We start from the raw sequence: 26,330 nt of genomic DNA, 5'->3' as shown, positions 1-26,330 counted from the left end.
GCATAGGCGGGCAGCGGGTCTGGGTGACTGCGGGTAGGTGGAGCTAGCACCACCGTGATCGGGGTTCTGCGGCCCCTGCCACGCACCCCGGCCGGCATAACACTGGAACCCATGAACAGTTCCCGTCGTCAGTTTCTTGCCCAGTCCGCAGCCGGGGCCGCGGTGGTCGCCGGTGGGTCCTTCGCCGCCGCCTCTCCTGCCTCCGCGTTCACCGCCCCGCAGAGCGGAACCCGGATCACCGCCCGGGCCATCGCGTCCGGCACCCGGATCACCGCGTTGACCGATGTCACGGTGATCGATGTAGTGACCGGCCGGCGCAACAAGCATCAGACCGTGTTGATCAGCGGTGAGGAGATCATCGGGGTCGGCCGACTGCCGGTGCCGCGGGGTGCCACCGAGATCCGGCTGTCCGGCAAGTTCGTCATCCCCGGGCTTGCCGACATGCACGTCCACTCGCTCGGCGACGAGCACGTCTCACCGCCGCTCTACCTGGCGAACGGACTCACCACGGTCCGCGAGATGGCCGCCCCCGACCCTGTCCTGTACGACTGGCGTGACCGGATCGAGGCGGGCACCCTGCTCGGGCCGCGGATGGTCGTGGCCAGCCAGATCATCGACGGCGACCCGACCTTGTGGGACCCGAACCTGCTGCACGTGCTGGTGGTGAAGGACGAGGCCGGCGCGCGGGCCGCGGTGCGGCAGGTGAAGGGCGAGGGCGCCGACTTCATCAAGGTGTACTCGCGGCTCAGCCCCACGGCGTACCGGGCGATCCTCGACGAGGCAAAGAAGCAGGGCCTCACAGTTCACGGGCACGCGCCGGACCAGGTGTCGATCAAGCAGGTCAGCGCCGCCGGGCAGCGCAGCATCGAGCACATCCACTCGCTGGCCTTGTCGGTGTCGAGCCGGGAGGCCGACGTACGCCGTATGCAGCGCGCCATCACCGTGAAGACCGGCGACTACAACGGGTGGTTCCGCCAGATGCACCCGATCGAGTGGATCGCCGCGAACACCTACAGCTCCGCACGGGCAGCCGACGTCTTCGGCACGCTCCGACGCAACCGGACCCGAGTCACGCCGACGCTCACCATGCACCACGCGCTGGACCTGCCCGACTTCACCGGCCCCGATCCGTCGACGCTGAAGTACCTCAGCGAGGACTCGATCGGGACGTTCGAGTACGTGATCGACACGCTCTACAAGGCGAATCGCGGTGCCGAGGAGATCGCACACCAGCAGCAGATGTGGGAGTACCGGCAACGATTCGTCCGCGAGTTGTTCGACCACGACGTACCGGTCCTGGCCGGCACGGACACCGGTACGCCGTACTCCGTCCCCGGCTTCGCCCTGCACGACGAACTCGAGTTGCTCGTCGCCGCCGGTGCATCGACGAGGCAGGCGCTGGCCACCGCGACGATCGAGCCCGCGCGATTCCTCGGGATGCACACCGGTGCGGTCGAACCGCGGAAGCTCGCCGACCTCGTCGTACTGGACGCCGACCCGTTGCAGGACATCCGGAACACCCGACAGATCCACTCGGTCATCACTCGGGGCCGGGTCATCTCCCCCGCTGCCCGGCAGAAGATGCTCGCCGACGTCGAGACGGCGGTGAAGCAGCCCGCTTCGGCCGCCGCGATCGCCACCGGCGGCTGCTGCGGAACAAGCCGCCCCGCCTGAAGCAACAGCCCGGCTCGCCTCAACAGGACGGCGCTCCTCAACAGGACGGCGCTCCTCAACAGGCCGGCCGGCCTCGCGGGGAACAGCAGGACGGCCCGCCTCGAGAGAGCGGGCCGCCCTGGTTGGTGACTCACGCCGGCGGGGTGATGCTCCAGATCCCGCGGCCGTGAGTTGCGGCGTACACCCGGCCGTCAGGCCCGGCTTCGATGTCCATCACCGTTGTCGTCGGTGCACCGTTGCCCAGGATCTGCCAGGTCGTCGCACCCGGTGCCCGGTAGAACGTGGCCAGGTCGGACCCGACCACCAGCGCACCGTTCGCCAACTGCTTGACCGCGCTGGTCGGGATGTCCGGCAGGTTCGCCGAGATATCCGCCCAGGTCGCACCGCCGTCCTTCGTCTCGAAGACATGGCCGACCCCGGCGCCCGGCCCCTCGGTGAAGCGGCGGGAGAAGCCGTTCACCGCGACGTACGCGTGCTGACCCGACGCCGGATCGATCCCCACGCCGGCGAGGTACCGGTTCGGGAAGCTGCCCGGCAGCGTGACCTGATGCCAACTGCCACCCGCGTTGGTCGCCAGCCCGCGAGCGAATCCGGCGTTGTTGCACGGACCGCACCAGCTCACCCAGCCGACGCCGCCGCGCATCGCGACCGCGGTCGCCGAGTGGCCGGCACCGAGATCGAACGCCTTGGTCCACTCCGACGCGCTCCGCATCCCCCAGCCCTTGGTGGAGGTGTAGACGAACTGGCCGCCCGCGATGAAGCCGCCGGAGTTCGCCGAGTCGATCGCGACCGGTGCGATGAACCGTGGCGCCGGGTCGCCCGGGTCCAGACTCCAGGAGCTCGCCTGGTCAACGCTCAACGCACCAGGGTTCAGCGCGCAGTTGTTGGTGATCTTGACCGCCAGCGCGGTGTACTCCTGGAGCTGGTTGCAGCCGTTCTGCGGGTCGGCAGCGCCGTCACCGCCGTCGCCACCGAAGTTCGAGCCCATCTCGGTGTCGCCGGTGCTCCCGTTGGGTTTGACCGAGAACAGGTTCGACACACCGTTGTCCTGCAGACCTCCCGAGACCACGACGCCGCCGTTCTTGGTGTCCTTGCCGACGGACACCGAGTAGTACTGCAGCGCGTCCATGGTTCCGTCATCGGTTAGCGACGACCAGTCGGTGGCGTTCTTGTTCGCGTTGATCTGACCGTTCACCGGGCGCCGGTAAAGACCACCGTCGTTGCCGACGAACACGACCGGCTTTCCGCCCGCCGTACCGACTGCGACCGAGTGCTGATCGGAGTGCGGTGCCATCGGGCAGGTGTTCTTGGAGTCCGCGATGTTCCAGCAGTCGAAACCGAAGTTCCAGTACGGACCGATGGTCGCCCAGTGCGATCCGCCATCGGTCGTCTCGAAGACCTCTTCGAGACCCGCCCAGACGTGATCGGCATTCGCCGGATCGACAGCGAGGAACTGGTTGTACCAGGCCTGTACGCCGACCGCGTACCCCTTGCGGTCCAGGGCCGAGCCGCTGTTGTGCAGGATCTGCGCGTCGGCGATCTTGTTCCACGGGCCGGCCGGGCTACCGGTCTTCGACACGAAGATGCCGGCGAGGCTGGAGCTGGTGTTGATCTTGCTCGGCTGCTGCACCAGGGCGTACAGCCGGTCGCCGGTCTTGGAGAAGGCGAAGGTCGTGTACCCGACGTCGGTGCTGTTCTTGATCCCGCCGAGCACGACACTGAGCCGCTTCCAGCTCGACGGACCGGCGGTGAAGTCGTTCGTCTCGTAGAAGCCGTTGTAGGTGTCACCCGAGCGCCAGCCGATCGCGGCGATCACATGCTTGGGGTTCTTCGGGTCGATCGCGATGTCGTTGACGATGTTCTTGTACGCCGCGTTGGTGGCGCCACCGGTCTGAGTTCCGGCCGGCACCAGCACGTTGCCCGCGTCGTCCTTGATCTCGGGCATGAAGTCCGGGTTCGGGTAGAACGCGACCTTCCAGGCACCGGACTTCGTCGACGCGTCGTGGTACCAGATTCCGCGGTTGGTCGCGGCGAACACCTGGCCGCCGCCCCAGCGCAACCGGCCGACCGTGGTCGACTCCAGTTCCTTGCCGCCGACCCGGTCCGACGGAGCGAACACGCCCGAGGTCGGGTTCGCCAGGCGATAGACGCCCGACCCGACGTACGACGTACCGCCCGTGTTGGCCTCGCCTGTCGCGTACCAGAGCGATCCGTCACCGGCGAGTTGCAGGTCACCGCCGCTCAGTGAGGGCAGCGAGTCGCTCAACGGGGTCCAGTTGCCGCCGCCGGCGCTGGAGCGCCAGACGCCACCGTTGGCGCCCGCGGCGTACACGTGGTTCGCGTTGTCCGCGGCGAGCCCGGTGATGCGGCCGCTGACGTGCCCGGCGCCACCACTGGAGTTTGAGTACCAGTCGCGGTAGCGCGGGTCGTCCGCGTTGTAGGGAACCTTGGTGACGTCACTCCAGGTCCCGGCCGTGTGCTGCATCGCGGTGAGCTGGGCGAACGCCGCGGAGTACGCGCCCGGGGCAACGATGCCGCCCGGTGCCGTCCGGGCCTGCTCGAACTCGTCGGCGATCGTGAAGGCTTCCTTGGACTCGCTCTGCATCTCCGACGGGTTTCCGCCGGCGATCATCAGCGCCTTCTCCATCACGGCCGCGTTGTAGTGCTTGTCGGCCCACTGATGCTTGAGCCATTCCTCCTTGAGTTCGTACCGGCCGGCGTACCCGCCGATACCGGCGGACACGAGTCCTACGCCGAGGACACCTGCCACGATTTTGCGAGTACGTCCGGTCAGCGAGATCCGCATGACACGCTCCGAGAATTCCGGCGGGGTGCCGTCGGTTCTCCCGGCACTCCCGTAGCACAAGGCCGCAGCGACCGTACGCCCGGGGGTCTTCCCCGGGGTAGCAGATCGGGGCCGCCAGCCATGGAACAAGGGAAATCCTGCATGATCGTTCGGTGCGTGACCGGTTCGTGACGCACCGACGCGTTCGTCGCAGATCGTTACCTCTGTGGAACCCCCGGGCCGTGCGGGTCACCCTCTGCCTCCGCTAGGTTCTGGCCATGAGTGATTCCGGCACCCTGACGACAACTGGTCTTGTCGCCCTGACGGACGTCAACAAACATTTCGGCGACCTGCACGTGCTGAAGGACATCAACCTGTCCATCGGCAAGGGCGAGGTCGTGGTGGTGATCGGACCGTCCGGCTCCGGCAAGTCGACCCTGTGCCGCGCGATCAACCGGCTGGAGCCGATCGACTCCGGCAGCATCACGCTCGACGGCCAGCCGCTGCCCAGTGAGGGCAAGGCGCTGGCGAAGCTGCGCGCTGACGTCGGCATGGTCTTCCAGAGCTTCAATCTGTTCGCGCACAAGACCATCCTGCAGAACGTCACCCTCGGCCCGATGAAGGTCCGCGGCCACTCCAAGGCGGAGGCGGAGAAGAACGCCCGCGCCCTGCTCGACCGGGTCGGGGTCGGCGCCCAGGCCGACAAGTTCCCGGCCCAGCTGTCCGGTGGCCAGCAGCAGCGCGTCGCGATCGCGCGGGCGCTGGCGATGGACCCGAAGGTGATGCTGTTCGACGAGCCGACCTCGGCGCTCGACCCGGAGATGATCAACGAAGTCCTCGACGTGATGGTCGAGCTGGCCAAGCAGAGCATGACGATGGTCGTGGTCACGCACGAGATGGGCTTCGCCCGGAAGGCCGCCAACCGGGTGGTCTTCATGGCCGACGGCCAGATCGTCGAAGAGGCCGCGCCGGAGAAGTTCTTCACCGACCCGCAGACCCGTCGGGCCCAGGACTTCCTCTCCAAGATCCTGACGCACTGACCGCCACTGCCCGTCCCCTGCAATTCCTGAGCAGTACCGAATACACGGAGGAAACCAACATGCGACAGCGGATCATCGCTGCCCTCGGCATCACGGTCCTGGCCGCCACCGGCCTGACCGCCTGTGGCGACGACTCGGGCTCCGGCGGCGGGGGCGACAAGATCGTCATCGGCGTCAAGTTCGACCAGCCCGGTCTCGGCCTGAAGGAAGGCTCGAAGAACACCGGCTTCGACGTCGACGTGGCGAAGTACGTCGCCAAGGAACTCGGCTACGCCGAGGACAAGATCGAGTTCAAGGAGTCCCCGTCGGCCCAGCGCGAGACGCTGCTGTCCAACGGTCAGGTCAAGATGGTCCTGGCGACCTACTCGATCACCGACGCCCGCAAGGAGAAGGTCTCCTTCGCCGGCCCGTACCTGGTCGCCGGTCAGGACCTGCTGGTCAAGGCCGACAGCACCATCACCGGTCCGGACGACCTGGGCGGCAAGAAGCTCTGCTCGGTCACCGGCTCGACCTCGGCCCAGAAGGTCGCGGACAAGTACGCCAAGACCGTGCAGTTGCAGAAGTACGACACCTACTCCAAGTGTGTCGAGGCGCTGGCCGGCGGTGCGATCGACGCGGTCACCACGGACAACACGATCCTGGCCGGTTTCGCCGCGCAGGCCGCCAACCAGGGCAAGTTCAAGGTGGTCGGCAAGACCTTCTCCACCGAGCGCTACGGCGTCGGCCTGAAGAAGGGCGACACCGACACCTGCAACAAGGTGAACGCGGCGCTGAAGAAGATGGTCGACTCCGGTGAGTGGCAGAAGGCGTTCGACGCCAACATCGGCCCGTCCGGGCTGAAGCTGGACCCGGCGACCAACCCGCCGAAGTCGTTCGACCCCTGCGCCTGACCTGACCTTCGTGGGGAGGGACCGCTCCGGTTCCTCCCCACGACCTCGTTCCCCGCTGGAGCAGCATGCACGTCATCTCCCAGTTGTTCTCCGACTATCCGATCTTCAGCGCCTTCAAGGAGACCATCTACCTGACGCTGTTGGCCGCGGTGTTCTCGCTGCTGATCGGCACCGGCGTCGCGGTGATGCGGGTCTCGCCCATCCGGGTGCTGCAGCTGATCGGCTCCGGCTACGTCAACATCGTCCGGAACACGCCGCTCACGCTGGTGATCGTGTTCTGCAACCTGGGCCTGTTCATCCAGCTGGGTGTGGCAGTGGCGAACAAGAACTCCGACACCTTCATCGATACCAACAACTTCCGGCTCGCCGTACTCGGCCTGTCGGTGTACCACGCGTCCTTCGTGGCCGAGGCGATCCGCAGCGGTGTGAACACCGTTCCGATGGGCCAGGCCGAGGCGGCCCGCGCGATCGGCCTGCCGTTCGTGAAGACGCTGCGCCACGTCGTCCTGCCGCAGGCGTTCCGCGGCGCGATCGCGCCGCTGGCGAACGTTCTGATCGCGCTCACCAAGAACTCGACCGTCGCCTCCGTGATCGGCGTCGCCGAGTCGTCGGCGACGATGAAGGAAATGATGGAGAACCGTCCTGACGTGCTGGTCGCGATCTTCGGCATCTTCGCGCTGGGCTTCGTCGTCCTCACCCTGCCGGTCGGCATCCTGCTCACCTCGCTGTCCAAGCGCCTGGCGGTGAAGCGATGAGCGCCGGCGTCCTGTTCGATGCCCCCGGACCGCGGGCCAGGCGGTTGTACGCCGTGATCGGCGCGGCCAGCATCGTCATCCTCTTGCTGATCGTCTGGTTCGTACTGGCCAAGCTCGACGACAAGGGCCAGCTCACCGCCGCGAAATGGAAGCCGTTCCTCACCGGCGAGATCTGGTCGCAGTACCTGATCCCCGGCATCCTCGGCACCCTCAAGGCGGCCGCCATCTCGGTCGTGTTCGCCGGTGTGCTCGGCGTCCTGCTCGGAGTCGGCCGGCTGTCCAGCGCCAAGTGGATCCGCTGGCCGAGCAGCATCGTGGTCGAGTTCTTCCGCTCGGTCCCCGTGCTGCTGATGATGCTGTTCGCGTACTTCATCTACGGGCATTACGCGACGTTCCCGGCGGACCAGCTCGCGCTGGCGGGCGTGGTGACCGGACTGACCTTCTACAACGGCTCGGTGATCGCCGAGCTGGTCCGGTCCGGAGTGCACTCGCTGCCGAAGGGGCAGAACGAGGCGGCGCTGGCGATCGGCCTCACCACCGGTAAGACGATGCGGCTCGTCCTGTTGCCACAGGCAATCACCGCGATGATGCCGGCGATCGTCGGTCAGCTGGTGGTGGTCCTGAAGGACACCGCGCTCGGCTACATCATCACGTACGAGGAACTGCTCCGGAAGGCGGAGCAGATCGGGAACTTCAAGGCGAACCTGCTGCCGGCCCTGATCGTCGTCGGCGTGCTGTACATCCTCATCAACAACCTCGTCGGCCTGCTCGCCACCAGGCTCGAGGCGCGCACCCGCCGCCGCGGCCGCTCGGCCTCAGGGACTATAGCCCCCGACCAGAACGACCAGGCCGCGGTAGCGGTCGCCGCCGCCAACGCCAACCAGGCCTACACCGGCCAGCCCGGCGCCTGACCTGACCCGGCGAGAGCCCCGCACGCGCAGTACGGCGTGCGGGGCTCTCGCGTTCGTCAGGGGTGATCCGGGGCGAGCGCGCGGCGTACGGCTTCCAGGGCTGCGTGGTCGTCGACGCCGAGTTGGCGGGCGTGCTGGAGGTACGAGGTCGCCAACTCGTTCAGGCGGTGCCTGCGTTCGTCGCTGGAGAGTCGAGGCAGATTGTCGGCGACGCGGGTCCCGCCACCGCGGCGGGAGACGAGCAGACCTTCCGCCTCGAGCTCGCGATAGGTGCGGGCCACCGTGCCGACCGCGAGTCCGAGATCCCGGGCGAGCTGCCGCAGCGGCGGCACCCGGTCTCCGGGTGCGAGGACGCCGGAGCTGATCAGGTCGGTGAACTGCTTACGGAGCTGCTCGTACGGCGGGGTCGGGTCGGACGCGGAGACGAGCAGAGTGGTCGGCCCGCTCACACGGCGACCCGGCTCGCGCGCGGCTGACCGCTCGGCACCGCGATCGCCCGGACGCTCCAGACGAAGAGGGCGAACCAGCCGATCATCAGGACGAGGAGAACGCAGCCGATCGGCTTCCATGAATCCGCCCGGCACGGCGTCAGCACCAACTGGGCAGCCGTCACGAACGAGGCGGCGAGCAACGGAACGGTGATCAGCACACCGCAGGCTCCGGTGAGGGCGGTCGCCGAATGGCGCCGTGCCGCGTCGTCCTGAACCAGCTCCCCTGCTTGCCCTACCGGGCGTGGACGGCCCGCTGTCCGCCGCAGTCCGATGACCGCGAGCAGTAGACCGAGCACCAACGCCGCACCGAGCGGCAAGCTGTAGAAGGATCCGAGCCACGGGCTCCTGCTCATGGTCATGTCTCCGCACACGCGGGTCAGTGATCGCCCGGCACGCCCCAGGTCGTCAGCCGAACCCAACGACGTGGTCCAGGCCAGCAACCCCAACTCGAAGATCCCGGCCACGCCCACGAAGACGGCCGGCCGCTTCGGCAGATAGTCCAGCACCGAACGGGTCTCGACGGCCGCGCGCCGCACCGGTCCGAACACACGTGGCGTTCGCAGCTCGCCGAGAACGACACCGAGCAGAACCGCCAGGCTGAAAACCGGGGCCGCCAGCAACAGGCCCCGCCCGAGGCCCAGCGACCGGGCGATGATCAAGCCGGCAACGACTCCGGCCAGCACGCCGCCCCACCGCCACTTCCGGGCGTCCCCAGCAGAGGAGTCCTGGTCCGGAGCGGGGATGAACAACACGGTGACGAGGATCGCCAGCAGCAGAACCACACCGAGCACCTGCACGGACATTCGGATCCCCCACTTGTATCAATCAGTTGACACAACACAGCGTGCCTTGAGTGAGCGCTTGTGTCAAACAGTTGGCACAAGTTAAACGTGTTGCATGGTTCGCGGGAGCGGCTGAGACTTCTGGGATGACTTCCGACGGGCGTGCTGGGATTGATGCCGGGTTGGTCCGGCGGCTGGTGAAGGCTCAGTTTCCGCAGTGGGCCGAGTTGGAGGTCGAGCCGGTCCGCGTGGACGGGCATGACAACCGGACCTATCGACTCGGGGACTCGATGACGGTGCGGTTGCCTACGGCATCGGCGTACGCGCCTGCAGTGGACAAGGAGGATCGGTGGTTGCCGGTGCTGGCGCCACAGTTGCCTGTCGCGGTGCCGGAGGTGCTGGGGAAGGGCGTGCCGGGTGAGGGGTATGCCTTCAACTGGTCGATCCGGCGGTGGCTCAGCGGAGCGACGTCGAGCCCGGAGCGGATCGACGACCTGGTGGAGTTCGCGGTCGCCGTGGCGGAGTTCATCAAAGCGTTGCAGGCGTGCGACGCGAGCGGTGGGCCCGTCGCCGGTGCGCACAGTTTTCATCGGGGCGCGCCGCCGGCGTACTACGACGACGAGACCCGCCGGGCCCTGCTCACCTTGGAAGGACAGGTCGACACCGTTGCCGCGACCGCAGTCTGGGAGGCCGCCATCGGGTCGGTGTGGGACGGGCCGCCGACCTGGTTCCACGGAGACATTGCCAGCGGCAACCTTCTCGTCGAGGACGGGAAGCTGTCGGCGGTGATCGACTTCGGTACGTCGGGGGTAGGCGACCCCGCGTGCGATCTGGTGATCGCGTGGACCATGTTCGAGGGCGAGAGCCGGGCGGCATTCCGTCGTACGGTGGATCAGGATGCAGGGACCTGGGCCCGGGCCCGCGGCTGGGCACTCTGGAAAGCCTTGATTGTGATGGCCGATCAACAGAGCGTCGACACCAACCGCCGCGTGATCGACCAGGTGCTGGCCGACCACGCGGCGAATGCCTAGCGCAGGGTGTTGAACTGGCGCAGGTGTTGAACTAGCGCAGGGTGTTGAAGGAGTCGCGGATGATCTCCAGTGCCTCGGTGGTCTCTTCCTCGGTCAGCGTCATCGGCGGAGCCATCCGCAGGACGTTGCCGTAGAGGCCGCCCTTGCCGATCAGCAGGCCGCGGTTCTTGGTCTCCTGCTGCAGTTTCGCCGTCGTCGCGGCATCTGGCTTGTTGTCATCCGGCGTGACGATCTCGGCCGCCAGCATCAAGCCCTTGCCGCGGACGTCACCCAGCTCGGGGAACTCCTCCGAGATACCGCGCAGGCCGTCCATCAACTGGGCGCCGCGCTTGGCCGCATTCGCTTGCAGGTCCTTGTCGAGCAGGTAGTCGAGGGTCGCCTTGGCCGCAGTGGTCGAGATCGGGTTGCCACCGAACGTCGACAGCGAGTTCGCGCTGAGACTGTCCATCAGTTCCGCTCGAGCAACCACACCCCCGATGGCGAACCCGTTCCCGAGCCCCTTCGCGAACGTCATGGCATCCGGTACGACGTTGTGCGCCTGGATGCCCCAGAAGTTGTCGCCGGTCCGGCCCCACCCGGTCTGCACCTCGTCGGAGATGAGCAAGATGCCGAACTCGTCGAGCACCTCCTTGAACGCGGCGTACAGGCCGTCCGGAGGTGAGGAGAAGCCGCCGACGCCCTGGATCGGCTCGACGATCATGCAGGCGACGTCGCCGGCCGTGGTGGTCTGGATGACCTCACGCAGGTCGTCGGTGCAGACCTTGATGTACTCCGCGTCCGGCAGGTCCTTGAACGGGCTGCGGTAGCGGTAGGCGCCCTGCACGTACTGCACGTTCACCGGCGACAGGCTGCTGGCCGACCAGCCGCGGTTGCCGGTGATCGCGACGGTGCCGAACGCGCGCCCGTGGTAGGAGTTGCGCAGCGCGAGCACCTGGTTGGAGCGGCGCTTCTGCGTCGCCAGCAGCAGCGCCGCCTCGTTCGCCTCGGTGCCGGAGTTGGTGAAGAAGACCTTGGCGTCCGGGATGCCGGACAGCTCGGCGATCTTCTCGGCCAGCTCGATCTGGCGGCGGATCAGGTACACCGTGGAGGTGTGCGCGATCCCGGTCTCGAGTTGCGCCCGGACGGCGTCGGAGATCTCGGCGATGTCGTACCCGATCGCGTTGGTCAGGATGCCGGCGAAGAAGTCGAGGTACTCCTTGCCCTCACCGTCGGTCACCCGGCGGCCGGATCCCTTCACGATCTCGATCGGCTGCTCGTAGTACAACGACAACCAGTCGGGCATGACGGCCTTGTGACGCTCCCAGAGCTCCGCATGAGTCATGTCCTAAGGATTACCTCATCGGCGGGCTTCGCTGATAGGGGCCCGCTACTCTGCTGCTCGTGACAATGCCTGCTGTTCTGCATGTGGATATCGAGTCCCTGGAGCATTTCGACCGGGTGGTGGCCGCCGGGGCCACCTCGATGACCGGCTGGCGGGTCCAGTCCGTGCCACTGCTCGAACGGACGTCCGTACTACGGAAGCTCAGGCCCGCCGGGTCGGTCTTCCTCGGCTGCGCGCTCGACGAGGAGGCCGCCACCTGGATCCGCGACGGCGGCGGCCTGATCTTCCCGGCCATTCCCGAACTGCCCTTCGATCCGTACCGCGGCTTCCTGTACTCGGCCGACGAGCTGTACGCCGACTTGTCCGCGGGCTACGAGGCGACTCCGGATGCGCAGATCTACGCCTGGTCGCGGCAGCAGGGCGAGCGCGGCGACACCAGCCGCACCCTGGCGGCCGCGCTGCACGACCATTCGATCGCAGATGCGCTGGCCGAACTTCCCGCAGATCGGCCATGGATCGGCGTGATGGGCGGCCACGGAATTCAGCGCGGCGATGCGAACTACCGCGCCGCAGTACTGCTCGGAAGGACGCTGGCCCGCTCGGGTCTGATGGTCGCGACCGGCGGCGGTCCGGGTGCCATGGAGGCGGCGAACTTGGGTGCCTCACTGGCGTCGTACGACGATGCCTCGGTCTCCGCGGCTTTGGACGAGCTGGCGAAGGTGCCCTCCTTCCGGCCGTCGATCGCTGCGTGGGCCACGGCGGGACTCGCAGTACGGGACGCCTTTCCTGGTGATGGTGGGGTGTCGATCCCGACCTGGTTCTACGGGCACGAGCCGCCGAACGTGTTCGCTGGAGCGATCGCGAAGTACTTCTCCAACGCCCAACGCGAGGACGTCCTGCTCAGCCGGGCCTGCGGCGGCATCATCTACCTCCCAGGCGCGGCAGGCACAGTCCAGGAGATCTTCCAGGCCGTCACCCCCAACTACTACGGCGACCAGGCGACCCAGACCCCGATGATCCTGGTCGACTGCGACCACTGGACCACCAAAGTCCCCGTCTGGAACGTCCTCCAACGCCTAGCCTCAAACCGCCCCATGGCCTCCTCCATCCACCTCGTCAACACCATCGAAGAAGCCACCAAGCTCGTCTGCTAAGCGGTCGGGTCTGGGCCGAGGGCGAGGTCGAGGAGTTCGCCCAGTTGATTGAGCTGGGTTTGGTTCAAGGCTTGGAATGAGGATCCGATGACGCTGTCGACGGCGTCCTGGCCGGCGGCGCGGAGGCGGGCGCCTTCCTCGGTGAGTTGATGGCGGACGGCCCGGCCGGGGCCGGGGACGCGCTCGATCAGGCCGCGGTCGGCCATCCGGGTGGCGAGTGAGCCGAAGGACTGGTCGGTCTGGAACGTCAGGACGGCGAGGTCGTGCAACGAGGCGTCCGGCTTGCGGTGCAGGTGGCGGAGCGTGTCCCACTGCACGAGCGAGAGACCCAGCGGGGCGAGCGCCTGGCTCAGCGCGCGGTGATGGCGATACTGCAGCCGCTTCACGGCAAGGCCGACCTCGGCCGCTCGATACGTCATGAGGCACACTATATCAGGTTGCTTATATCAGGAAGCTGATCTAAGGTTCCTGATATAACTCTCGAGACGTTGGGACGACACCATGACGTACCTGTTGCTGCACGGCGGCGGTGGAGTGGCGACGATGGTCGGCTTCGCCGACTTACTTGCCGAGCGCACCCATTCGCGCGTGTTGCTGCCGACCCACCCCGGCTTCGGTGGCACGCCGAAACCCGAAGGGCTGAACAGCGTCACCGACCTGGCCCGCCGGTACGTCGAACAGCTCGAGGAACTCGACCTCGCCGACGTGACCGTGCTCGGCAACTCCTTCGGCGGCTGGCTCGCGGCCGAGATCGCCCTGCTGCACAGCCCACGTGTCAGCCGTGCCGTGATCGTCGACGGAATCGGCATCGAGGTCGGCGGCCACCCGATCACCGACGTCAGCGGCCTTCCCGCCACCGAACTGCGGGCGTTCTCCTTCCACGACCCGAGCAAGGCGCCCGTTCCACCGGCTGGAGGCAAAGGCCCGAGCCCGGACGTGCTCGCGTTGATCGGCTACACCGGTCCCGCGATGCTCGACCCGACTCTCAGCAAGCGCCTCGGCGACATCGACATCCCGGCCCACGTGCTCTGGGGCGAGAGCGACGGCATCGCCGACCCGGAGTACGGACGGGCCTTCGCCGCCGCGATCCCCGGCGCGACCTTCACCCTGCTCCCCCAAACCGGCCACCTACCGCAACTGGAGACCCCCGAAGAACTCCTCGGAGCGCTCCTCGAGGTCACCGCCGGGTGATCAGGCCTTGTTGGCGGCGGCTAGTTGGCCGCAGGCGCCGTCGATCTCCTGCCCGCGGGTGTCCCGGACCGTGGTCGGGATGCCGCCGGCCTGCAAGCGGCGTACGAACTCCCGCTCGTCGGCCGGGTCGGAGGCGGTCCACTTCGAGCCCGGCGTCGGGTTCAGCGGGATCAGGTTGACGTGCACCCAGGCCCAGTCGCCGCGGGCGCGGAGCTTCTCGGCCAGCAGGTCCGCGCGCCAGGCGTGGTCGTTGATGTCGCGGATCATCGCGTACTCGATCGAGACCCGGCGCTTGGTCTTCTCCGCGTAGCCCCAGGCGGCGTCGAGGACCTCGTCGACCTTCCACCGGTTGTTGATCGGGACCAGCTCGTCGCGCAGCTCGTCGTCCGGAGCGTGCAGCGACAGCGCCAGCGTGACCGGGATGCCCTCGGTGGAGAGCTGGTTGATCCGCGGCACCAGGCCGACGGTCGAGACCGTCACCCCGCGCGCGGAGATGCCGAGGCCTTCCGGCGACGGGTCGGTGAACCGGCGTACGGCGCCGATCACGGCCTTGTAGTTGGCCATCGGCTCGCCCATGCCCATGAAGACGATGTTGTTGACCCGGCCAGGACCACCGGCGATCTCACCGCGGGACAGCGCCCGGGCGCCGTCCACGACCTGCTCGACAATCTCGGCGGTGCTCATGTTCCGGGTCAGCCCGGCCTGGCCGGTCGCACAGAACGGGCACGCCATCCCGCAGCCGGCCTGCGACGAGACGCACATGGTGGTGCGGTCCTTGTAGCGCATCAGCACGGACTCGACCAGCGATCCGTCCAGCAGCTTCCACAGCGACTTGCGGGTGGTGCCGTTGTCGCACTCCATGTCGCGGACCTTGGTCAGCAGCGGCGGCATCAACTCGGCGACCAGCTTGTCCCGGGTCGCGGCCGGCAGATCGGTCATCTGCGCGGGGTCGTCGGTGAGCCGGCTGAAGTAGTGGTTCGACAACTGCTTGGCCCGGAACGCGGGCTCCCCCAGCGCCGTCACCGCCGTACGCCGCTCCTCGCCGGTGAGGTCGGCCAGGTGCCGCGGCGGCTTCTTGGCACGGCGCGGTTCATCGAAAACAAGGGGGAGGGAGGTAGTCATCGCGGTCAATTGTCGCCCCCGCCCACCCCCATTCACAAATTCACATCACCGTGTGCTCGGTCACCCGGGTCCGGATCCAGTGCTCGATCAGGTCCAGGTAGCCGCTGGCGAAGCGGTAGTCGTGCAGCCGGTAGCCCGCCTCCTCGTCGCTCATCCCGATCGCGTCCGGGCGGCCAAGGTTCATCGCGTGACCGGTGTTCGGGAAGAGAACGACGATCGACTCGCGATTGTGCTCCAGTGCTCGGCTGACCCGTTCGGCGCTCTCCACCGCGGGCAGGTTCGAGTCGTCGACACCGACCAGGAAGAGCACCGGTGCCTTGATGACCTTGTAGGAGTCGACCGGATCGAGGGTCCACAGATCGCTCGCTTCCTCCGGCTCACCCAGTTCGGCCAGCAGTTCGCCGTACGCCGCCCAGGGCGGCACCGGTCCGAGCTCCGGTACCTGGATCGCGTACTCCTGCAGGGTGATCTGCTGAAGTTCGTTGCTCGCAGCAACCAGTGGCGCCAGTTCGTCGTACCGGCGTCGATGCTGCTCATCGGGTAGCCGGCTGAGATCGGCGGCGAAGATCATCCGCCACATCTCCCGGATCCACTCGACCTGCTCCTCGGGCACCCCTTGACCGCGGAGATCGAAGGCCCGTCGGTGGATCTCGGTCTCGAGCGCCGTCGTACCGGCGGCTCCGATGACGCAGACGAAGGCGACCCGCGGATCGCGGGCGGCCACCAGCGGCGCGACCCAGGAACCGTTGCTGAATCCCCAGATGCCGACCTTCGCGACGTCCGGCCGGGTGCGCAGGTAGTCGATCCACGCCGCGGCATCGTCGGCCTTCTCCCCGAACGTCGGCTGCGGATTCCCCTCGGACTCGCCCCAGCCACGCCGGTCGAACACCAGCGCCGCGACGCCGTTGCGGACGAACTGTTCGGCGAACGCCCGGTAGTAGTCCCGCAGACCGCCGGCAGCGCCATGGATCATCACGACGGCCGGATGCGGGCCGGGGCTGGGTGGCGACATCAGCGTGCCGGCGAGCTTGCCGTCCGGTCCGTCGATCGTCACTTCCTCGTCGATCCAGCCCTCTGCGCGCTTGCTCAGCTCAAGCCACTCGCCGTCCTCGGAGAACAGACCCTTCGCGGTGGGATAGATCCGGACGAACCGATCCCCCTCGGCAAAGAACAGGGTCGGTGTCCCGATGAACTCGTCGGCGTTGACGAAGACGGAGATGCGCCGACCATCGGCCAGCTCGTACTGCGTGCTCAGCTTGCGGTACTCGTCGAGGCTCAAGAGGTGCACCTGATGCAGCTCGATCGAGCCGTGCCCCGCGTCTGTCTCGCAGGTGCCGACAAACGTCTCCCCGTCTCGCTGCCCCTCGAGGCGGACGGTCTCGCCACGCGCGACCACTTCGCTTTGGAGACCGACGAGCTTCGCCTCGGGCTCGCCTTGGAGACCAGCAAGCTTCATTTCGAGCCGGAAGATCCGCTCGGCCGGGAAGGCGAACTCGGTCACCCCGTCCGGCACCAGCTCCCCGGTCAGCATGGCCACCCGGCGTACGCCACCGACTTCCAGGCACCCCACCCATTCATCCATATCTGAGAGATTACTCTCGAAACAAACCTCTCACAATGGCAGCGCCCCGCAGTACAGGTTCGTACTGCGGGGCGCCGGTGACGCGATCAGGCCGAGTAGCCCTTCGGCGGGATGAGCGTGGCGAGCTGGTTGAAGGTGAGCCAGTAGGTGGCAGGGCCGAAGCCGGCCGGGTCCGCGATCAGCACTGTGGAGTCACTGGTGTCGTAGCCGATCACGGTGAAGTAGTGCCAGATCGTGTAGTTCGGGTAGCCCGGCGGGTGGTTGTTGGCCGGGGCCACGATGTTGGCGACGATCGGGTAGTTGTTGTCGATGTCGAGGATGACGTCCCGCCAGAGCAGATCGCGCTGTGCCTGGGTGGGCGGGTCGTTCGGCATCTCCTTGGTTTCGTACCAGCCGGTGCCGAGGTGGTTGTTGAGCACCCGGGTGACCTGGCCGATCCAGTCGGTGCCGTTGGTGGTCGTCGGCAGCTCATTCGCCAACTGCTGCTGGCTCGGCGGTGAGATCCGCGCCGACAGCGCGATCCTGGTCGCCGCCGGACCACACCAGTAGCCAGTCTGCTGGTACTGGAACTGGATGTTCAGCGTACGCAGACCCTGTGCGGAGTACCCGCCGGCCGGGACCTTCTTGGCCGCTGCCGCCGCATTGGCGGTCTGTACTGCGGTCATGGCCGCAGGTGCTCCTCCGATGCCGGAGACCTGGACCGCGTTCGCCAGGGCCGACGGCATCGATACTCCGACTACCAGAGCCAGACCGCAGGCAGCGGCCTTCAACTTCGTCGTGGTACGCCTCCCGAGCCTCACGGGCGGCTGGTTCAGGTGACCTCGCATGTCAGCTCCTCAGCCTCATCGCGGCGACCGTCGCGGTCACCGCACAAGCAAGTGCAGACCGCCACGAGAAGGTTGTAAACCCACTCTCCGGGCACAGTCGGGCACCCACAGCGACGACGCTTGCGACGTTTCCGCAGGTCAGAGCGTTGTCAACAGGTTGCGAATGGTTCGCTAGAGTCGTCAAAAATTGACGGCCGCATTTCGACCTGAATCGAAAAGGGGCCGGGAATGGGGGTTCGGACCAGCCCGTTGGACTCTGCATCATGGACTTGCCAGGCGCCTTCCCCCAGCCGTCGATCGCCGGCGTGCCGTTGTCCGTCCTCGACCGCTCCCGGACCCGATCCGGCGAGAGCGAGGCTGAGACACTGCGGGGCACGGTCCGGCTGGCTCAGCAGGTCGAGGAGCTCGGGTATCACCGGTTCTGGGTCTCGGAGCACCACAGCGTCCCTGGTGTGGTGGGGTCCGCCCCGACGGTGCTGGCTGCTGCGGTCGCGGCGGCAACCAGCCGGATCCGGGTCGGCACAGGCGGGGTGATGCTGCCCAATCACCAGCCTTTGGTTGTTGCTGAGCAGTTCGGCGTACTGGAGTCGCTCTTTCCCGGCCGGATCGACATGGGGCTGGGCAGATCCGTCGGCTTCACTGGTGGGATCCGGCGGGCGCTCGGCGTGGAGAAGGATGCAGCCGAGGACTTCTCGGCACAGGTTGAGGAACTGCTCGGGTACTTCACAGGGAAGCAGCAGAGTCATCCGCAGGTGCATGCGCGACCCGGTGAAGGGTTGCAAATACCGGCGTACGTGCTGGCCATAGGCGAGGGCGCGTTGCTAGCCGCATCACTGGGGCTTCCACTCGTCATCGCTGGAGTCAAGGGCGAGCAGGAGCTCCTGGCGCTACTAGAGCGCTATCGCTCCAGCTTCCGCCCGTCCGCCTGGGCCAGCAGCCCGTACGTCGTACTCGCGGCGACCGTTGCTGTGGCTGCGACCCAGGACGAAGCTCGTCGACTCCTGCTGCCCGAAGCCTGGTCGAGTGCGTACTCAAGGACGCGAGGCGTCTTCCCACCTCTGCTGCCTGTCGACGAGGTGCTGCGGATCGACATGTCGTCGAAGGAACGCAGCATCTTCGAGCAGTCGCTGCAGGGGCAGATTTACGGCACGCCTGCCGAGGTGGATGCTGCACTCGGTGGACTCGTGCAGCGAACTGGTGCGGACGAGGTGCTGGTGACCACCAACACCTACGACCGCGGCGACCTACTAGCGTCGTACGAGCGGCTCGCGGAGCTCAGCGCTAGCTGATCGGTGCAGACGGATCGCGGAGATCAGGAAGAAGATACCGCCCAGCGTCGCGTATCCGGCGAGGGAAGTGAGCGACGGCTTCGTGCCGCCGGCTTGGACGATGAAGCCTGTGCCGGCGAGGGCCGAGATGCCGCCGCTGAGGATCATCGGCCATTGGCCGCCGAGTCGGTAGCGCTGGATCGCGACGATCAGTTGCACGATGCCCGCCGTGATCGCCCAGGTGCCCCACACCCGCAGAACGCTGGGGATGCCGTCGGTGGCGGCGACGGCAAGACCGATGGCGGCGAGCAGGCTCAGGGCGATATTCAGGCGCAGCGGTCCCCGTGGGCGGACAGCACCTGAGGAGCGGAAGTCGATCACGGCCGCGGCGACGTCGACGAGTGGGTAGATCACCAGCAGGGCGATGCTGATGGGGCCGAGCTTGGAGGCTGTGAGGGCGAGGAGGGCCGCCCAGGCGACGGCGAAGCCGAAGCGTACGTAGTACAGATTGCGCAGGCTGGACATCGGGTTCTCTTTCGCGGTTGTGGCAGACAGAACGATCGGTCTGCTCAAGACTGCGGGTTGGCGGCACAAGTGTCAAGACAGATCGTTCTATCTGCTAGTTTGGGCGCATGTCGGAAGCAAGAGCGCGCCTCCTCAGGACGGCGAGCGAGCTGTTCTACGCCGAAGGGCTGCATTCGGTGGGCATCGACCGGATCGTCGCCGCCGCGCCGGTCACCCGCGCCACGCTGTACAAGCACTTCCCGAGCAAGGACGACCTCGTCGTCGCGTACCTGACCGAGGCCGACGACGCGATCCGCGACCGAGCCACCACTGCCCGGACCCAGGACGCCTCCCCCGACGACGTCATCCGGGCCGTCGCCGGATCCATCGCCGACGACATCCGGCGTCCCGGCTTCCGTGGCTGCGCATTCCTCAACGCCGCCGCGGAGTACGCCGACCCGGCGCACCCGGTCCATCAGGCGGTGCTCAGGCATCGGCAGTGGTTCCTGGACACGATGACCGAGCTCTTCACCGCCACCGGCAAACCCGATGCGGAGCCCGCCGCCCGGCATTTCGTGATGCTGCGGGACGGCGCGATGGCGGCCGGCTGCTTGTCCGACCCGCAGGCGGTCTGCGAAACCTTCCTGCGCGGGATCGAGGGCCTGCTCACATACCGCAGCCGGGAGCGGCCCGACGGTTAACTGCCAGCGACCCGGCGGCTAGCGGCTGATCCGGTCCTGCAGGCGCTTGCGGACGTCCGGCCACTCGTCGGCCAGGATCGAGAACACCACGGTGTCGCGGAACGAGCCGTCCGGGAGCCGCTTGTGCCGGCGGAGTACACCTTCGCGGGTGGCGCCCAGCTTGGCGATGGCCGCCTGGGAACGCTCGTTGGTGGAGCCCGTCTGGATCTTGACCCGGCCGAAGCCGCAGTCCTCGAACGCATGCTGCAGCAGGAGCAGCTTGGTCGCGGGGTTCACCGCGGTCCCCCACACCGACGGCGTGTACCCGGTCCAGCCGAGGTGCACGGATTCGTTGTGCAGATCGACGTCGCCGAGACTCGACGTACCGACGACCGTTCCGTCCTCGACGAGCCGGACCACGTACGCCGTACGCTTCGCCGCGCCCGCGACCCAGTCCTCGCGCATCTCGTCGGCGTTGGCGGGCATCCCGGGAATGCCGCCGCTGAAGCCGCCGGCGTACACCTGCTCGTTGCCGATCGCGGCGTAGAGCGCATCGATGTCATCGGCAACGAGTGGGTCGAGGCGGACGACGTCACCGATCAGGGAGCGGCCGTCAGGTGCTGTAGTCATGTCGCCTATCAAACCAGGTTCATTTGACCAGCAGGTGCAGCAGCAGCCAGACCGCGGGAGCCGTTGCCAGCAAGGAATCCAGCCGGTCCATCACGCCACCGTGACCAGGCAGCAGGTTGGACATGTCCTTGATGCCGAGGTCGCGCTTGATCATCGACTCGGCCAGGTCGCCGACCGTCGCCGTCAGCACCGCGACCACACCGACGATCGCGCCGACCCACCAGTGACCGTCCAGCAGCCAGACGACCGCGGCGATCCCGGCGCCGATGCAGGCCAGCGTCGAGCCGGTGAAGCCCTCCCAGGTCTTCTTCGGGCTGATCGTCGGCGCCATCGGGTGCTTGCCGAACAGGATGCCGGCGACGTACCCGCCGACGTCGCTGGCCACCACGACCAGGAAGAACGTCACCACCCGCTCCGGGCCGTCGTGCTCCGGCTGCACCAGCAGGATCGCGAACCCCGCCAGCAACGGCACGTAGCTGATCAGGAACGTCCCGGTGGTGATGTCGCGGACGAAACCGACCGAACCGTCCGGCATCCGCCAGAAGATCGTGGCCAGCACCGTCAGCGCCATCGCGACCAGCAGCGCGAGCGGTCCCCCGAAGTACGCGGAAACCGCCATCGCGGCCGTTCCGGCGAACAACGGGATCCGGTGCAGCTTCGCACCGGCCGCATGGAAGACACGGATGAGTTCGTCGACCGCTACCAGGACGGCAGCGAGCACGACGAAGATGAAGAGAACCTTCTGCCAGAAGAGCGAACCGAGGATGACCGCACCGAGGCCGACACCGACCGCGATCGCCGCGGGCAGGTTGCGCCCGGCACGGCTCGGTGCGGGCGTGCTCTGGTCGACGCCCATCACACCTCGAGCAGTTCGGCTTCCTTGTGCTTGAGCAGCTGGTCGATCGAGTCGACGAACTTCTTCGTCATCCCGTCGAGCCGCTTCTCAGCACTCTTGCCTTCGTCCTCGCCCGCCTCGCCGTCCTTGACGGTCTTGTGCACCTGGTCCATCGCCGTCCGGCGGATGTTGCGCACCGAGACCTTGGCGTCCTCGCCCTTGGTCTTCGCCAGCTTGATGTATTCCTTGCGGCGTTCCTCGGTGAGCTGCGGCATCTGGACCCGGATCACCGAACCGTCGTTGCCCGGGTTCACGCCGAGATCGGAGTCCCGGATGGCCTTCTCGATCGCGGCCATCGCGCCCTTGTCGTAGGGCGAGATCAGGACAGTGCGCGGCTCGGGGACCTGGAAGCCCGCCAGCTGCTGCAGCGGCGTGGGCGATCCGTAGTAGTCCGCCACGATGTTCGCGAACATCGAGGGGTGCGCCCGGCCGGTGCGGATCGCGGCGAAGTCGTCCTTGGCGACCTCCACGGCCTTCGCCATCTTCTGCTCGGCATCGCGGAGTGCTTCGTCGATCACGACATTCCTCGCTTCCTAGAGGCCGCATCGGTGCGGCCGCTCCAACCCTACGAACGCTGGTTTACCAGATAACGGACGTCGGCCCGTGTGTTGGCCGTGATCTTAGTGCTTTCGCCGCTCAGGGGCCTTATTGGCCCGGTGAGACGACCGTTCCGATCTTCTCACCGCGGACGACGCGGGCGATGTTGCCCTCCTCGAGACCGAAGATGACGATCGGCAGCGCGTTGTCGCGGGCCAGGCTGATCGCGGTCGCGTCGGCGACCCGCAGGCCGCGGGACAGGAAGTCGTCGTACGAGAGCTGGTCGAACTTGACCGCGTCCGGGTTCTTCTTGGGGTCGGAGTCGTAGACCCCGTCGACACCCTGCTTGCCCATCAGCAGCGCCTCGGCGCCGATCTCCAGCGCGCGCTGGGCGGCGACCGTATCGGTGGAGAAGTACGGCATGCCGGAGCCGGCACCGAAGATCACCACGCGGCCCTTGGCCAGATGCCGGTCGGCCTTGCGCGGGATGTACGGCTCGGCGACCTGACCCATCGTGATGGCGGTCTGGACCCGGGTCTCGACACCCAGCTTCTCCAGGAAGTCCTGCAGTGCCAGGCAGTTCATCACCGTGCCGAGCATCCCCATGTAGTCGGCGCGGTTGCGCTCCATCCCGCGCTGCTGCAACTCCGCACCGCGGAAGAAGTTGCCGCCGCCGACCACGATGGCGACCTGGACACCGGCCCGGACCACCTCGGTGATCTGCTTGGCGATCGAGTTCACCACGTCGGGGTCGACGCCCAGCTTGCCGCCGCCGAACACCTCGCCCGACAGCTTCAGCAGCACCCGGTGATAGGCCGGTGCGAACGGCGAAGAGGCCGGATTCGTCTCGGTACCCAGGGTTTCCGTCACGATTCCGGCCTCCTCGTCGACCTGCGTTTGACTAGTGCGTCGCGACCGTCAGGCCCCGACCTCGAAGCGTGCGAACCGCTTGACGGTCACGCCGGCCTCGTCCAGAACGGCCTTCACGGTCTTCTTGCTCTCCTGGACCGACGACTGCTCGAGCAGCACGACCTCCTTGAAGAAGCCGTTCACCCGGCCCTCGATGATCTTCGGCAGTGCGCCCTCGGGCTTGCCCTCTTCGCGGGCGGTCGCCTCGGCGATCCGCTTCTCGTTCTCGACCGTCTCGGCCGGGACCTCGTCGCGGGTGGTGTACTCCGGACGCATCGCGGCGGCCTGCATGGCCGCGCCGCGCGCGGCGTCGATGTCGTCGCCCTCGAACTCGACCAGCACGCCCACCTGCGCGGGCAGGTCGGCGGCACGCTTGTGCATGTACGCCGCGACCTTGCCGTCGAAGACGACGACCCGGCCGAGCTCGAGCTTCTCACCGATCACCGCGGCCAGCGCCTCGATGTTCTCGGCGACGCTCTTGCCGTCGGCCAGCTTCTCGCCGAGCAGACCCTCGACGTCACCGACCTTGCTGGCCGAGGCGTGCGCGACGATGTCGGCCGCGAGCTGCTGGAACTGCTCGTTCTTCGCGACGAAGTCGGTCTCGCAGTTGAACTGGACCATCGCGTTCTCCGCGGCGGCCACCAGGCCGTTGGTCGCGGACCGCTCGGCGCCACGCTTGGCGGCCTTGGCCGCGCCGTGGATGCGCAGCTCCTCGATCGCCTTCTCGAAGTCACCGTCGGTGCTCTCGAGGGCCTTCTTCGCATCCATCATGCCCGCGCCAGTCGCGTCGCGGAGCTTCTTGACGTCAGCGGCGGTGAAGTTCGCCATTCCTCGTTCTCTCGTCTTGAGTAGTGCGTCAGCTGGTGGGGTTCGCCGGCCGGCTCTCGTACTCCGGGAGCCGGTGGCTGGTCGCCGTCCGGGCAGGGCGCCGGCCACCGTAGTACGGGGACCGGCTTTGCTGCTGGACGGCGACGGACCGATCAGGCCTCGTCGGTCTTCGGTGCCTCGGCGGCGGCCTCTTCGGTGGTCGCCTCGGCGGCCGGTGCCTCGACGGCCTCGGTGACCTCTGCAGCCTCGGTGACCTCAGCGGCGGGGGCCTCTTCGGCCTTGACCTCGGCGGCGGGGGCCTCTTCGGTCTTCACCTCGGCGGCGGGGGCCTCGTCGGCCTTGGCAGCGCCGTTCTGGCTCTCCAGCAGCTCGCGCTCCCAGGCAGCCATCGGCTCCTCGGCACCCAGCTCCTCGCCGGCCGCGGCCGCACCCTGGCCGCCACGCGACATCAGGCCGTCGGCGACGGCGTCGGCGACCACCCGGGTCAGCAGGCCGACCGAACGGATCGCGTCGTCGTTGCCCGGGATCGGGAAGTCGACCTCGTCCGGGTCGCAGTTGGTGTCCAGGATGCCGATGATCGGCAGCTTCAGCTTGCGCGCCTCGTCGACCGCGAGGTGCTCCTTCTTGGTGTCGACGATCCAGACGGCGGCCGGAACGCGGGCCATGTCACGGATACCGCCGAGGGTCTTGAGCAGCTTGTCGTGCTCGCGACGCTTCTGCAGCAGCTCCTTCTTCGTCACACCGGAGGCCGCGACGTCGTCGAAGTCCAGCAGCTCGAGCTCCTTGAGACGCTGGAGCCGCTTGTTGACGGTCTGGAAGTTGGTGAGCATGCCGCCCAGCCAGCGCTGGTTCACGTACGGCATGCCGACCCGGGTCGCCTGCTCGGCGATCGCTTCCTGGGCCTGCTTCTTGGTGCCGACGAACAGGATCGCGCCGCCGGAGGCGACGGTGCTCCGGACGAACTCGTAGGCGCGGTCGATGTACGACAGCGACTGCTGCAGGTCGATGATGTAGATGCCGTTGCGCTCGGTGAAGATGAATCGCTTCATCTTCGGGTTCCAGCGACGGGTCTGGTGCCCGAAGTGGACGCCGCTCTCGAGCAGCTGCTTCATGGTCACGACGGCCATGAGGTGTTCCTCCTGTCGCGCCGGTCCGTACCTGAACCGGTGCATGTTCGGTTGTCCCGCGCCGGACCGGACGGTCCGCCGCGCCTGACGCCCGCCACGACCCTCCACCCGGCGAGCCGGGACCGAGGAGGTTCGGGATTATGCAGGCGTGCGTAGTCGACCCACTCGCGTGGGACGCCACCGAAAGTCTACGGGACACCCCCACCCAGGTCGAATCGACCCACCCCACCATCCACAGCCCCAAACTTCACCCCATCCAGACACCCATTCCCCGGCACATTCCAAGTATGACTCTCACCCCGCGAACCACCCTCGCAGCCATCGCTCTGACCTTCGCGAGCAGCTTTGTTCTTCCGGCCCTGCCTGCCTTGCCCGCGCCGCCGGTCGGCGTCTGGCCGCTCTCGCCGCGGCCAGCGATCGTCCGTGGCTTCGAACCTCCAGCCAAGCCCTGGCTCACCGGCCACCGCGGCCTCGACCTGGCCGGCTCCCCCGGCCAACCTGTCCTGTCCGCCACCGCCGGCACCATCACGTACGCCGGTCCGCTGGCCGGCCGCGGCGTAGTCGTCGTCACCAACGGCCCGTTCCGCACCACCTACGAGCCGGTCATCCCGACCATTCACCGAGGCGCCACCGTCACCCCCGGCACCCAACTAGGCACCCTCTCCACCGCCGGCACCCATTGCCCACCCAACCCCTGCCTCCACTGGGGCCTCCTCAACTCAGCCACCTACCTCAACCCCTTGTCTCTCCTCCCAACCCACCCCATCCGCCTACTCCCCCAACCCGACCCAAACCCTCAGCCGCCACTCACCGCCCAACCAACAGACACCCCGAACCGCCCGGACTCCGGCGCCCCGAACACCGCGCCCAGCCTGGCACCCGACGCCCTCACCACAGACCCAACCGACAACCCCGCACCCGGCTCATCCACGGGCACCCTCGCTAGCCCACCTACTGCTGCACGCGGCAACCCAGCCGCCCTCGGCGACCCCTCGACCGGCGTACTCGCCATCCCGCCTAGTGCACGCGGTAACCCCGCCGCTCTCGGCGAACCCGCAGCGGGCGTACTCGCTAGCCCACCCAATGCGCGCAGCAACCCCACCGTGGTCGGCGAAGCCTCAGCGGACGGAGGCAGTAGACCAACTGGCGAACTCAGTACCCCGGCTGGCGTGCACAGCAGCCCCACCGGCGCGCGCAGCCCAGCGGACCGGAGTACAGGCCCGGCGACTGCTGTTGTCGGCATCGCCGCCGCACTCACCCTCGGCGGCGCACTCCTGATCAGGCGCCACTGATGAACCCGACCAATTCACCGGCGAACCCGGCCAACTCGCCAACCACCAGCGCCACAGGGCCCGCAGAAGAACATCACTTCACCGGTCTTGACCATCTCGCTGGT

The 26,330-nt window shown here is 67.5% G+C and carries 26 protein-coding genes; 11 read left to right on the top strand and 15 right to left on the bottom strand.

What is annotated here, in order from left to right; all coding sequences use genetic code 11:
- Positions 1–111: 111 nt before the first annotated feature.
- Positions 112–1,674 carry an amidohydrolase family protein gene (locus ABZ004_RS32455; protein WP_355684972.1) on the top strand — a complete coding sequence of 521 codons (1,563 nt, stop codon included), beginning with the start codon at positions 112–114 and terminating at the stop codon, positions 1,672–1,674.
- 130 nt (positions 1,675–1,804) lie between these two features.
- Here the strand turns inward: ABZ004_RS32455 and ABZ004_RS32450 are convergent, their stop codons facing one another.
- Positions 1,805–4,480, bottom strand: coding sequence for a hypothetical protein (locus tag ABZ004_RS32450; protein WP_355684971.1), 2,676 nt, complete (start codon positions 4,478–4,480; stop codon positions 1,805–1,807).
- Positions 4,481–4,737: 257 nt separating this feature from the next.
- On the opposite strand from ABZ004_RS32450, the gene ABZ004_RS32445 reads away from it, so the two are divergent.
- From ABZ004_RS32445 to ABZ004_RS32430, 4 genes are all read left to right on the top strand, one after another.
- Complete coding sequence (locus ABZ004_RS32445; RefSeq protein ID WP_355684970.1) at positions 4,738–5,499, top strand: amino acid ABC transporter ATP-binding protein; 762 nt, start codon at positions 4,738–4,740, stop codon at positions 5,497–5,499.
- A 59-nt stretch (positions 5,500–5,558) separates the two neighbouring features.
- On the top strand, positions 5,559–6,389 hold the full coding sequence (locus tag ABZ004_RS32440) for a glutamate ABC transporter substrate-binding protein (protein WP_355684968.1): 831 nt from the start codon (positions 5,559–5,561) through the stop codon (positions 6,387–6,389).
- Positions 6,390–6,454: 65 nt separating this feature from the next.
- On the top strand, positions 6,455–7,144 hold the full coding sequence (locus ABZ004_RS32435) for an amino acid ABC transporter permease (RefSeq protein WP_355684966.1): 690 nt from the start codon (positions 6,455–6,457) through the stop codon (positions 7,142–7,144).
- Positions 7,141–8,055, top strand: coding sequence for an amino acid ABC transporter permease (locus ABZ004_RS32430; protein ID WP_355684965.1), 915 nt, complete (start codon positions 7,141–7,143; stop codon positions 8,053–8,055). The genes ABZ004_RS32435 and ABZ004_RS32430 overlap by 4 nt, the downstream gene beginning before the upstream one ends.
- 56 nt (positions 8,056–8,111) lie before the next feature.
- On the opposite strand, the gene ABZ004_RS32425 is transcribed toward ABZ004_RS32430, so the two are convergent.
- Both ABZ004_RS32425 and ABZ004_RS32420 read right to left on the bottom strand, forming a co-directional pair.
- Complete coding sequence (locus ABZ004_RS32425; protein ID WP_355684963.1) at positions 8,112–8,504, bottom strand: GntR family transcriptional regulator; 393 nt, start codon at positions 8,502–8,504, stop codon at positions 8,112–8,114.
- A complete protein-coding gene (locus tag ABZ004_RS32420) occupies positions 8,501–9,349 on the bottom strand; it encodes a hypothetical protein (RefSeq protein ID WP_355684962.1) in 849 nt (282 codons plus the stop codon). The genes ABZ004_RS32425 and ABZ004_RS32420 overlap by 4 nt, the downstream gene beginning before the upstream one ends.
- A gap of 125 nt (positions 9,350–9,474) precedes the next feature.
- On the opposite strand from ABZ004_RS32420, the gene ABZ004_RS32415 reads away from it, so the two are divergent.
- Entirely contained in the window at positions 9,475–10,359 is an 885-nt protein-coding gene (locus tag ABZ004_RS32415; RefSeq protein ID WP_355684961.1) for an aminoglycoside phosphotransferase family protein, read from the top strand.
- A 31-nt stretch (positions 10,360–10,390) separates the two neighbouring features.
- Here ABZ004_RS32415 and ABZ004_RS32410 read toward each other — a convergent pair whose 3' ends face one another.
- Entirely contained in the window at positions 10,391–11,680 is a 1,290-nt protein-coding gene (locus ABZ004_RS32410; RefSeq protein ID WP_355684959.1) for an aspartate aminotransferase family protein, read from the bottom strand.
- Positions 11,681–11,745: 65 nt separating this feature from the next.
- Between ABZ004_RS32410 and ABZ004_RS32405 the strand changes: the two genes are divergently transcribed.
- Positions 11,746–12,834, top strand: coding sequence for an LOG family protein (locus ABZ004_RS32405; RefSeq protein ID WP_355685037.1), 1,089 nt, complete (start codon positions 11,746–11,748; stop codon positions 12,832–12,834).
- On the opposite strand, the gene ABZ004_RS32400 is transcribed toward ABZ004_RS32405, so the two are convergent.
- The gene (locus ABZ004_RS32400; protein WP_355684957.1) at positions 12,831–13,253 is read right to left on the bottom strand and encodes a MarR family transcriptional regulator; all 423 of its coding nucleotides are present in this window, start codon (positions 13,251–13,253) and stop codon (positions 12,831–12,833) included. The two genes, ABZ004_RS32405 and ABZ004_RS32400, sit on opposite strands and share 4 nt — an antisense overlap.
- Positions 13,254–13,335: 82 nt before the next feature.
- On the opposite strand from ABZ004_RS32400, the gene ABZ004_RS32395 reads away from it, so the two are divergent.
- Positions 13,336–14,025 (top strand): alpha/beta hydrolase, encoded by a 690-nt coding sequence (locus ABZ004_RS32395; protein WP_355684956.1) that lies wholly within the window; start codon positions 13,336–13,338, stop codon positions 14,023–14,025.
- On the opposite strand, the gene rlmN is transcribed toward ABZ004_RS32395, so the two are convergent.
- The 3 genes from rlmN to ABZ004_RS32380 form a co-directional block, all read right to left on the bottom strand.
- Positions 14,026–15,147 (bottom strand): 23S rRNA (adenine(2503)-C(2))-methyltransferase RlmN, encoded by a 1,122-nt coding sequence (gene rlmN / locus ABZ004_RS32390; protein ID WP_355684954.1) that lies wholly within the window; start codon positions 15,145–15,147, stop codon positions 14,026–14,028.
- A gap of 40 nt (positions 15,148–15,187) precedes the next feature.
- Positions 15,188–16,729, bottom strand: coding sequence for an alpha/beta fold hydrolase (locus ABZ004_RS32385; protein WP_355684953.1), 1,542 nt, complete (start codon positions 16,727–16,729; stop codon positions 15,188–15,190).
- An 86-nt stretch (positions 16,730–16,815) separates the two neighbouring features.
- Entirely contained in the window at positions 16,816–17,556 is a 741-nt protein-coding gene (locus tag ABZ004_RS32380) for a C39 family peptidase (RefSeq protein WP_355684952.1), read from the bottom strand.
- Between the two features lie 263 nt (positions 17,557–17,819).
- Here ABZ004_RS32380 and ABZ004_RS32375 point away from each other — a divergent pair, with 263 nt between their 5' ends.
- Positions 17,820–18,845, top strand: a complete 1,026-nt coding sequence (locus ABZ004_RS32375) for an MsnO8 family LLM class oxidoreductase (protein ID WP_355684950.1) — start codon at positions 17,820–17,822, stop codon at positions 18,843–18,845.
- On the opposite strand, the gene ABZ004_RS32370 is transcribed toward ABZ004_RS32375, so the two are convergent.
- Positions 18,804–19,349 (bottom strand): hypothetical protein, encoded by a 546-nt coding sequence (locus ABZ004_RS32370; RefSeq protein ID WP_355684948.1) that lies wholly within the window; start codon positions 19,347–19,349, stop codon positions 18,804–18,806. The genes ABZ004_RS32375 and ABZ004_RS32370 overlap by 42 nt on opposite strands.
- Positions 19,350–19,456: 107 nt before the next feature.
- On the opposite strand from ABZ004_RS32370, the gene ABZ004_RS32365 reads away from it, so the two are divergent.
- Positions 19,457–20,029 carry a TetR family transcriptional regulator gene (locus ABZ004_RS32365; RefSeq protein WP_355684946.1) on the top strand — a complete coding sequence of 191 codons (573 nt, stop codon included), beginning with the start codon at positions 19,457–19,459 and terminating at the stop codon, positions 20,027–20,029.
- Between the two features lie 18 nt (positions 20,030–20,047).
- On the opposite strand, the gene ABZ004_RS32360 is transcribed toward ABZ004_RS32365, so the two are convergent.
- The 6 genes from ABZ004_RS32360 to rpsB form a co-directional block, all read right to left on the bottom strand.
- The gene (locus ABZ004_RS32360; RefSeq protein WP_355684945.1) at positions 20,048–20,638 is read right to left on the bottom strand and encodes a GNAT family protein; all 591 of its coding nucleotides are present in this window, start codon (positions 20,636–20,638) and stop codon (positions 20,048–20,050) included.
- Between the two features lie 19 nt (positions 20,639–20,657).
- The gene (locus ABZ004_RS32355; protein WP_355684943.1) at positions 20,658–21,494 is read right to left on the bottom strand and encodes a phosphatidate cytidylyltransferase; all 837 of its coding nucleotides are present in this window, start codon (positions 21,492–21,494) and stop codon (positions 20,658–20,660) included.
- Entirely contained in the window at positions 21,494–22,051 is a 558-nt protein-coding gene (gene frr, locus ABZ004_RS32350; RefSeq protein ID WP_355684941.1) for a ribosome recycling factor, read from the bottom strand. Before frr ends, ABZ004_RS32355 begins: the two co-directional genes overlap by 1 nt.
- Positions 22,052–22,178: 127 nt before the next feature.
- Entirely contained in the window at positions 22,179–22,940 is a 762-nt protein-coding gene (gene pyrH, locus ABZ004_RS32345; protein ID WP_355684940.1) for a UMP kinase, read from the bottom strand.
- A 48-nt stretch (positions 22,941–22,988) separates the two neighbouring features.
- Entirely contained in the window at positions 22,989–23,807 is an 819-nt protein-coding gene (tsf, locus tag ABZ004_RS32340; protein ID WP_355684938.1) for a translation elongation factor Ts, read from the bottom strand.
- A 152-nt stretch (positions 23,808–23,959) separates the two neighbouring features.
- On the bottom strand, positions 23,960–24,934 hold the full coding sequence (gene rpsB / locus ABZ004_RS32335; RefSeq protein ID WP_355684936.1) for a 30S ribosomal protein S2: 975 nt from the start codon (positions 24,932–24,934) through the stop codon (positions 23,960–23,962).
- A gap of 287 nt (positions 24,935–25,221) precedes the next feature.
- Here rpsB and ABZ004_RS32330 point away from each other — a divergent pair, with 287 nt between their 5' ends.
- Positions 25,222–26,226, top strand: coding sequence for a peptidoglycan DD-metalloendopeptidase family protein (locus tag ABZ004_RS32330; protein ID WP_355684934.1), 1,005 nt, complete (start codon positions 25,222–25,224; stop codon positions 26,224–26,226).
- Positions 26,227–26,330: the final 104 nt, after the last annotated feature.

It is taken from the genome of Kribbella sp. NPDC006257, from assembly GCF_040613535.1.
Classification (GTDB): domain Bacteria; phylum Actinomycetota; class Actinomycetes; order Propionibacteriales; family Kribbellaceae; genus Kribbella.
Note: the sequence above shows the minus strand (reverse complement) of the source record. Positions and strands in the feature narration are given on the sequence as shown.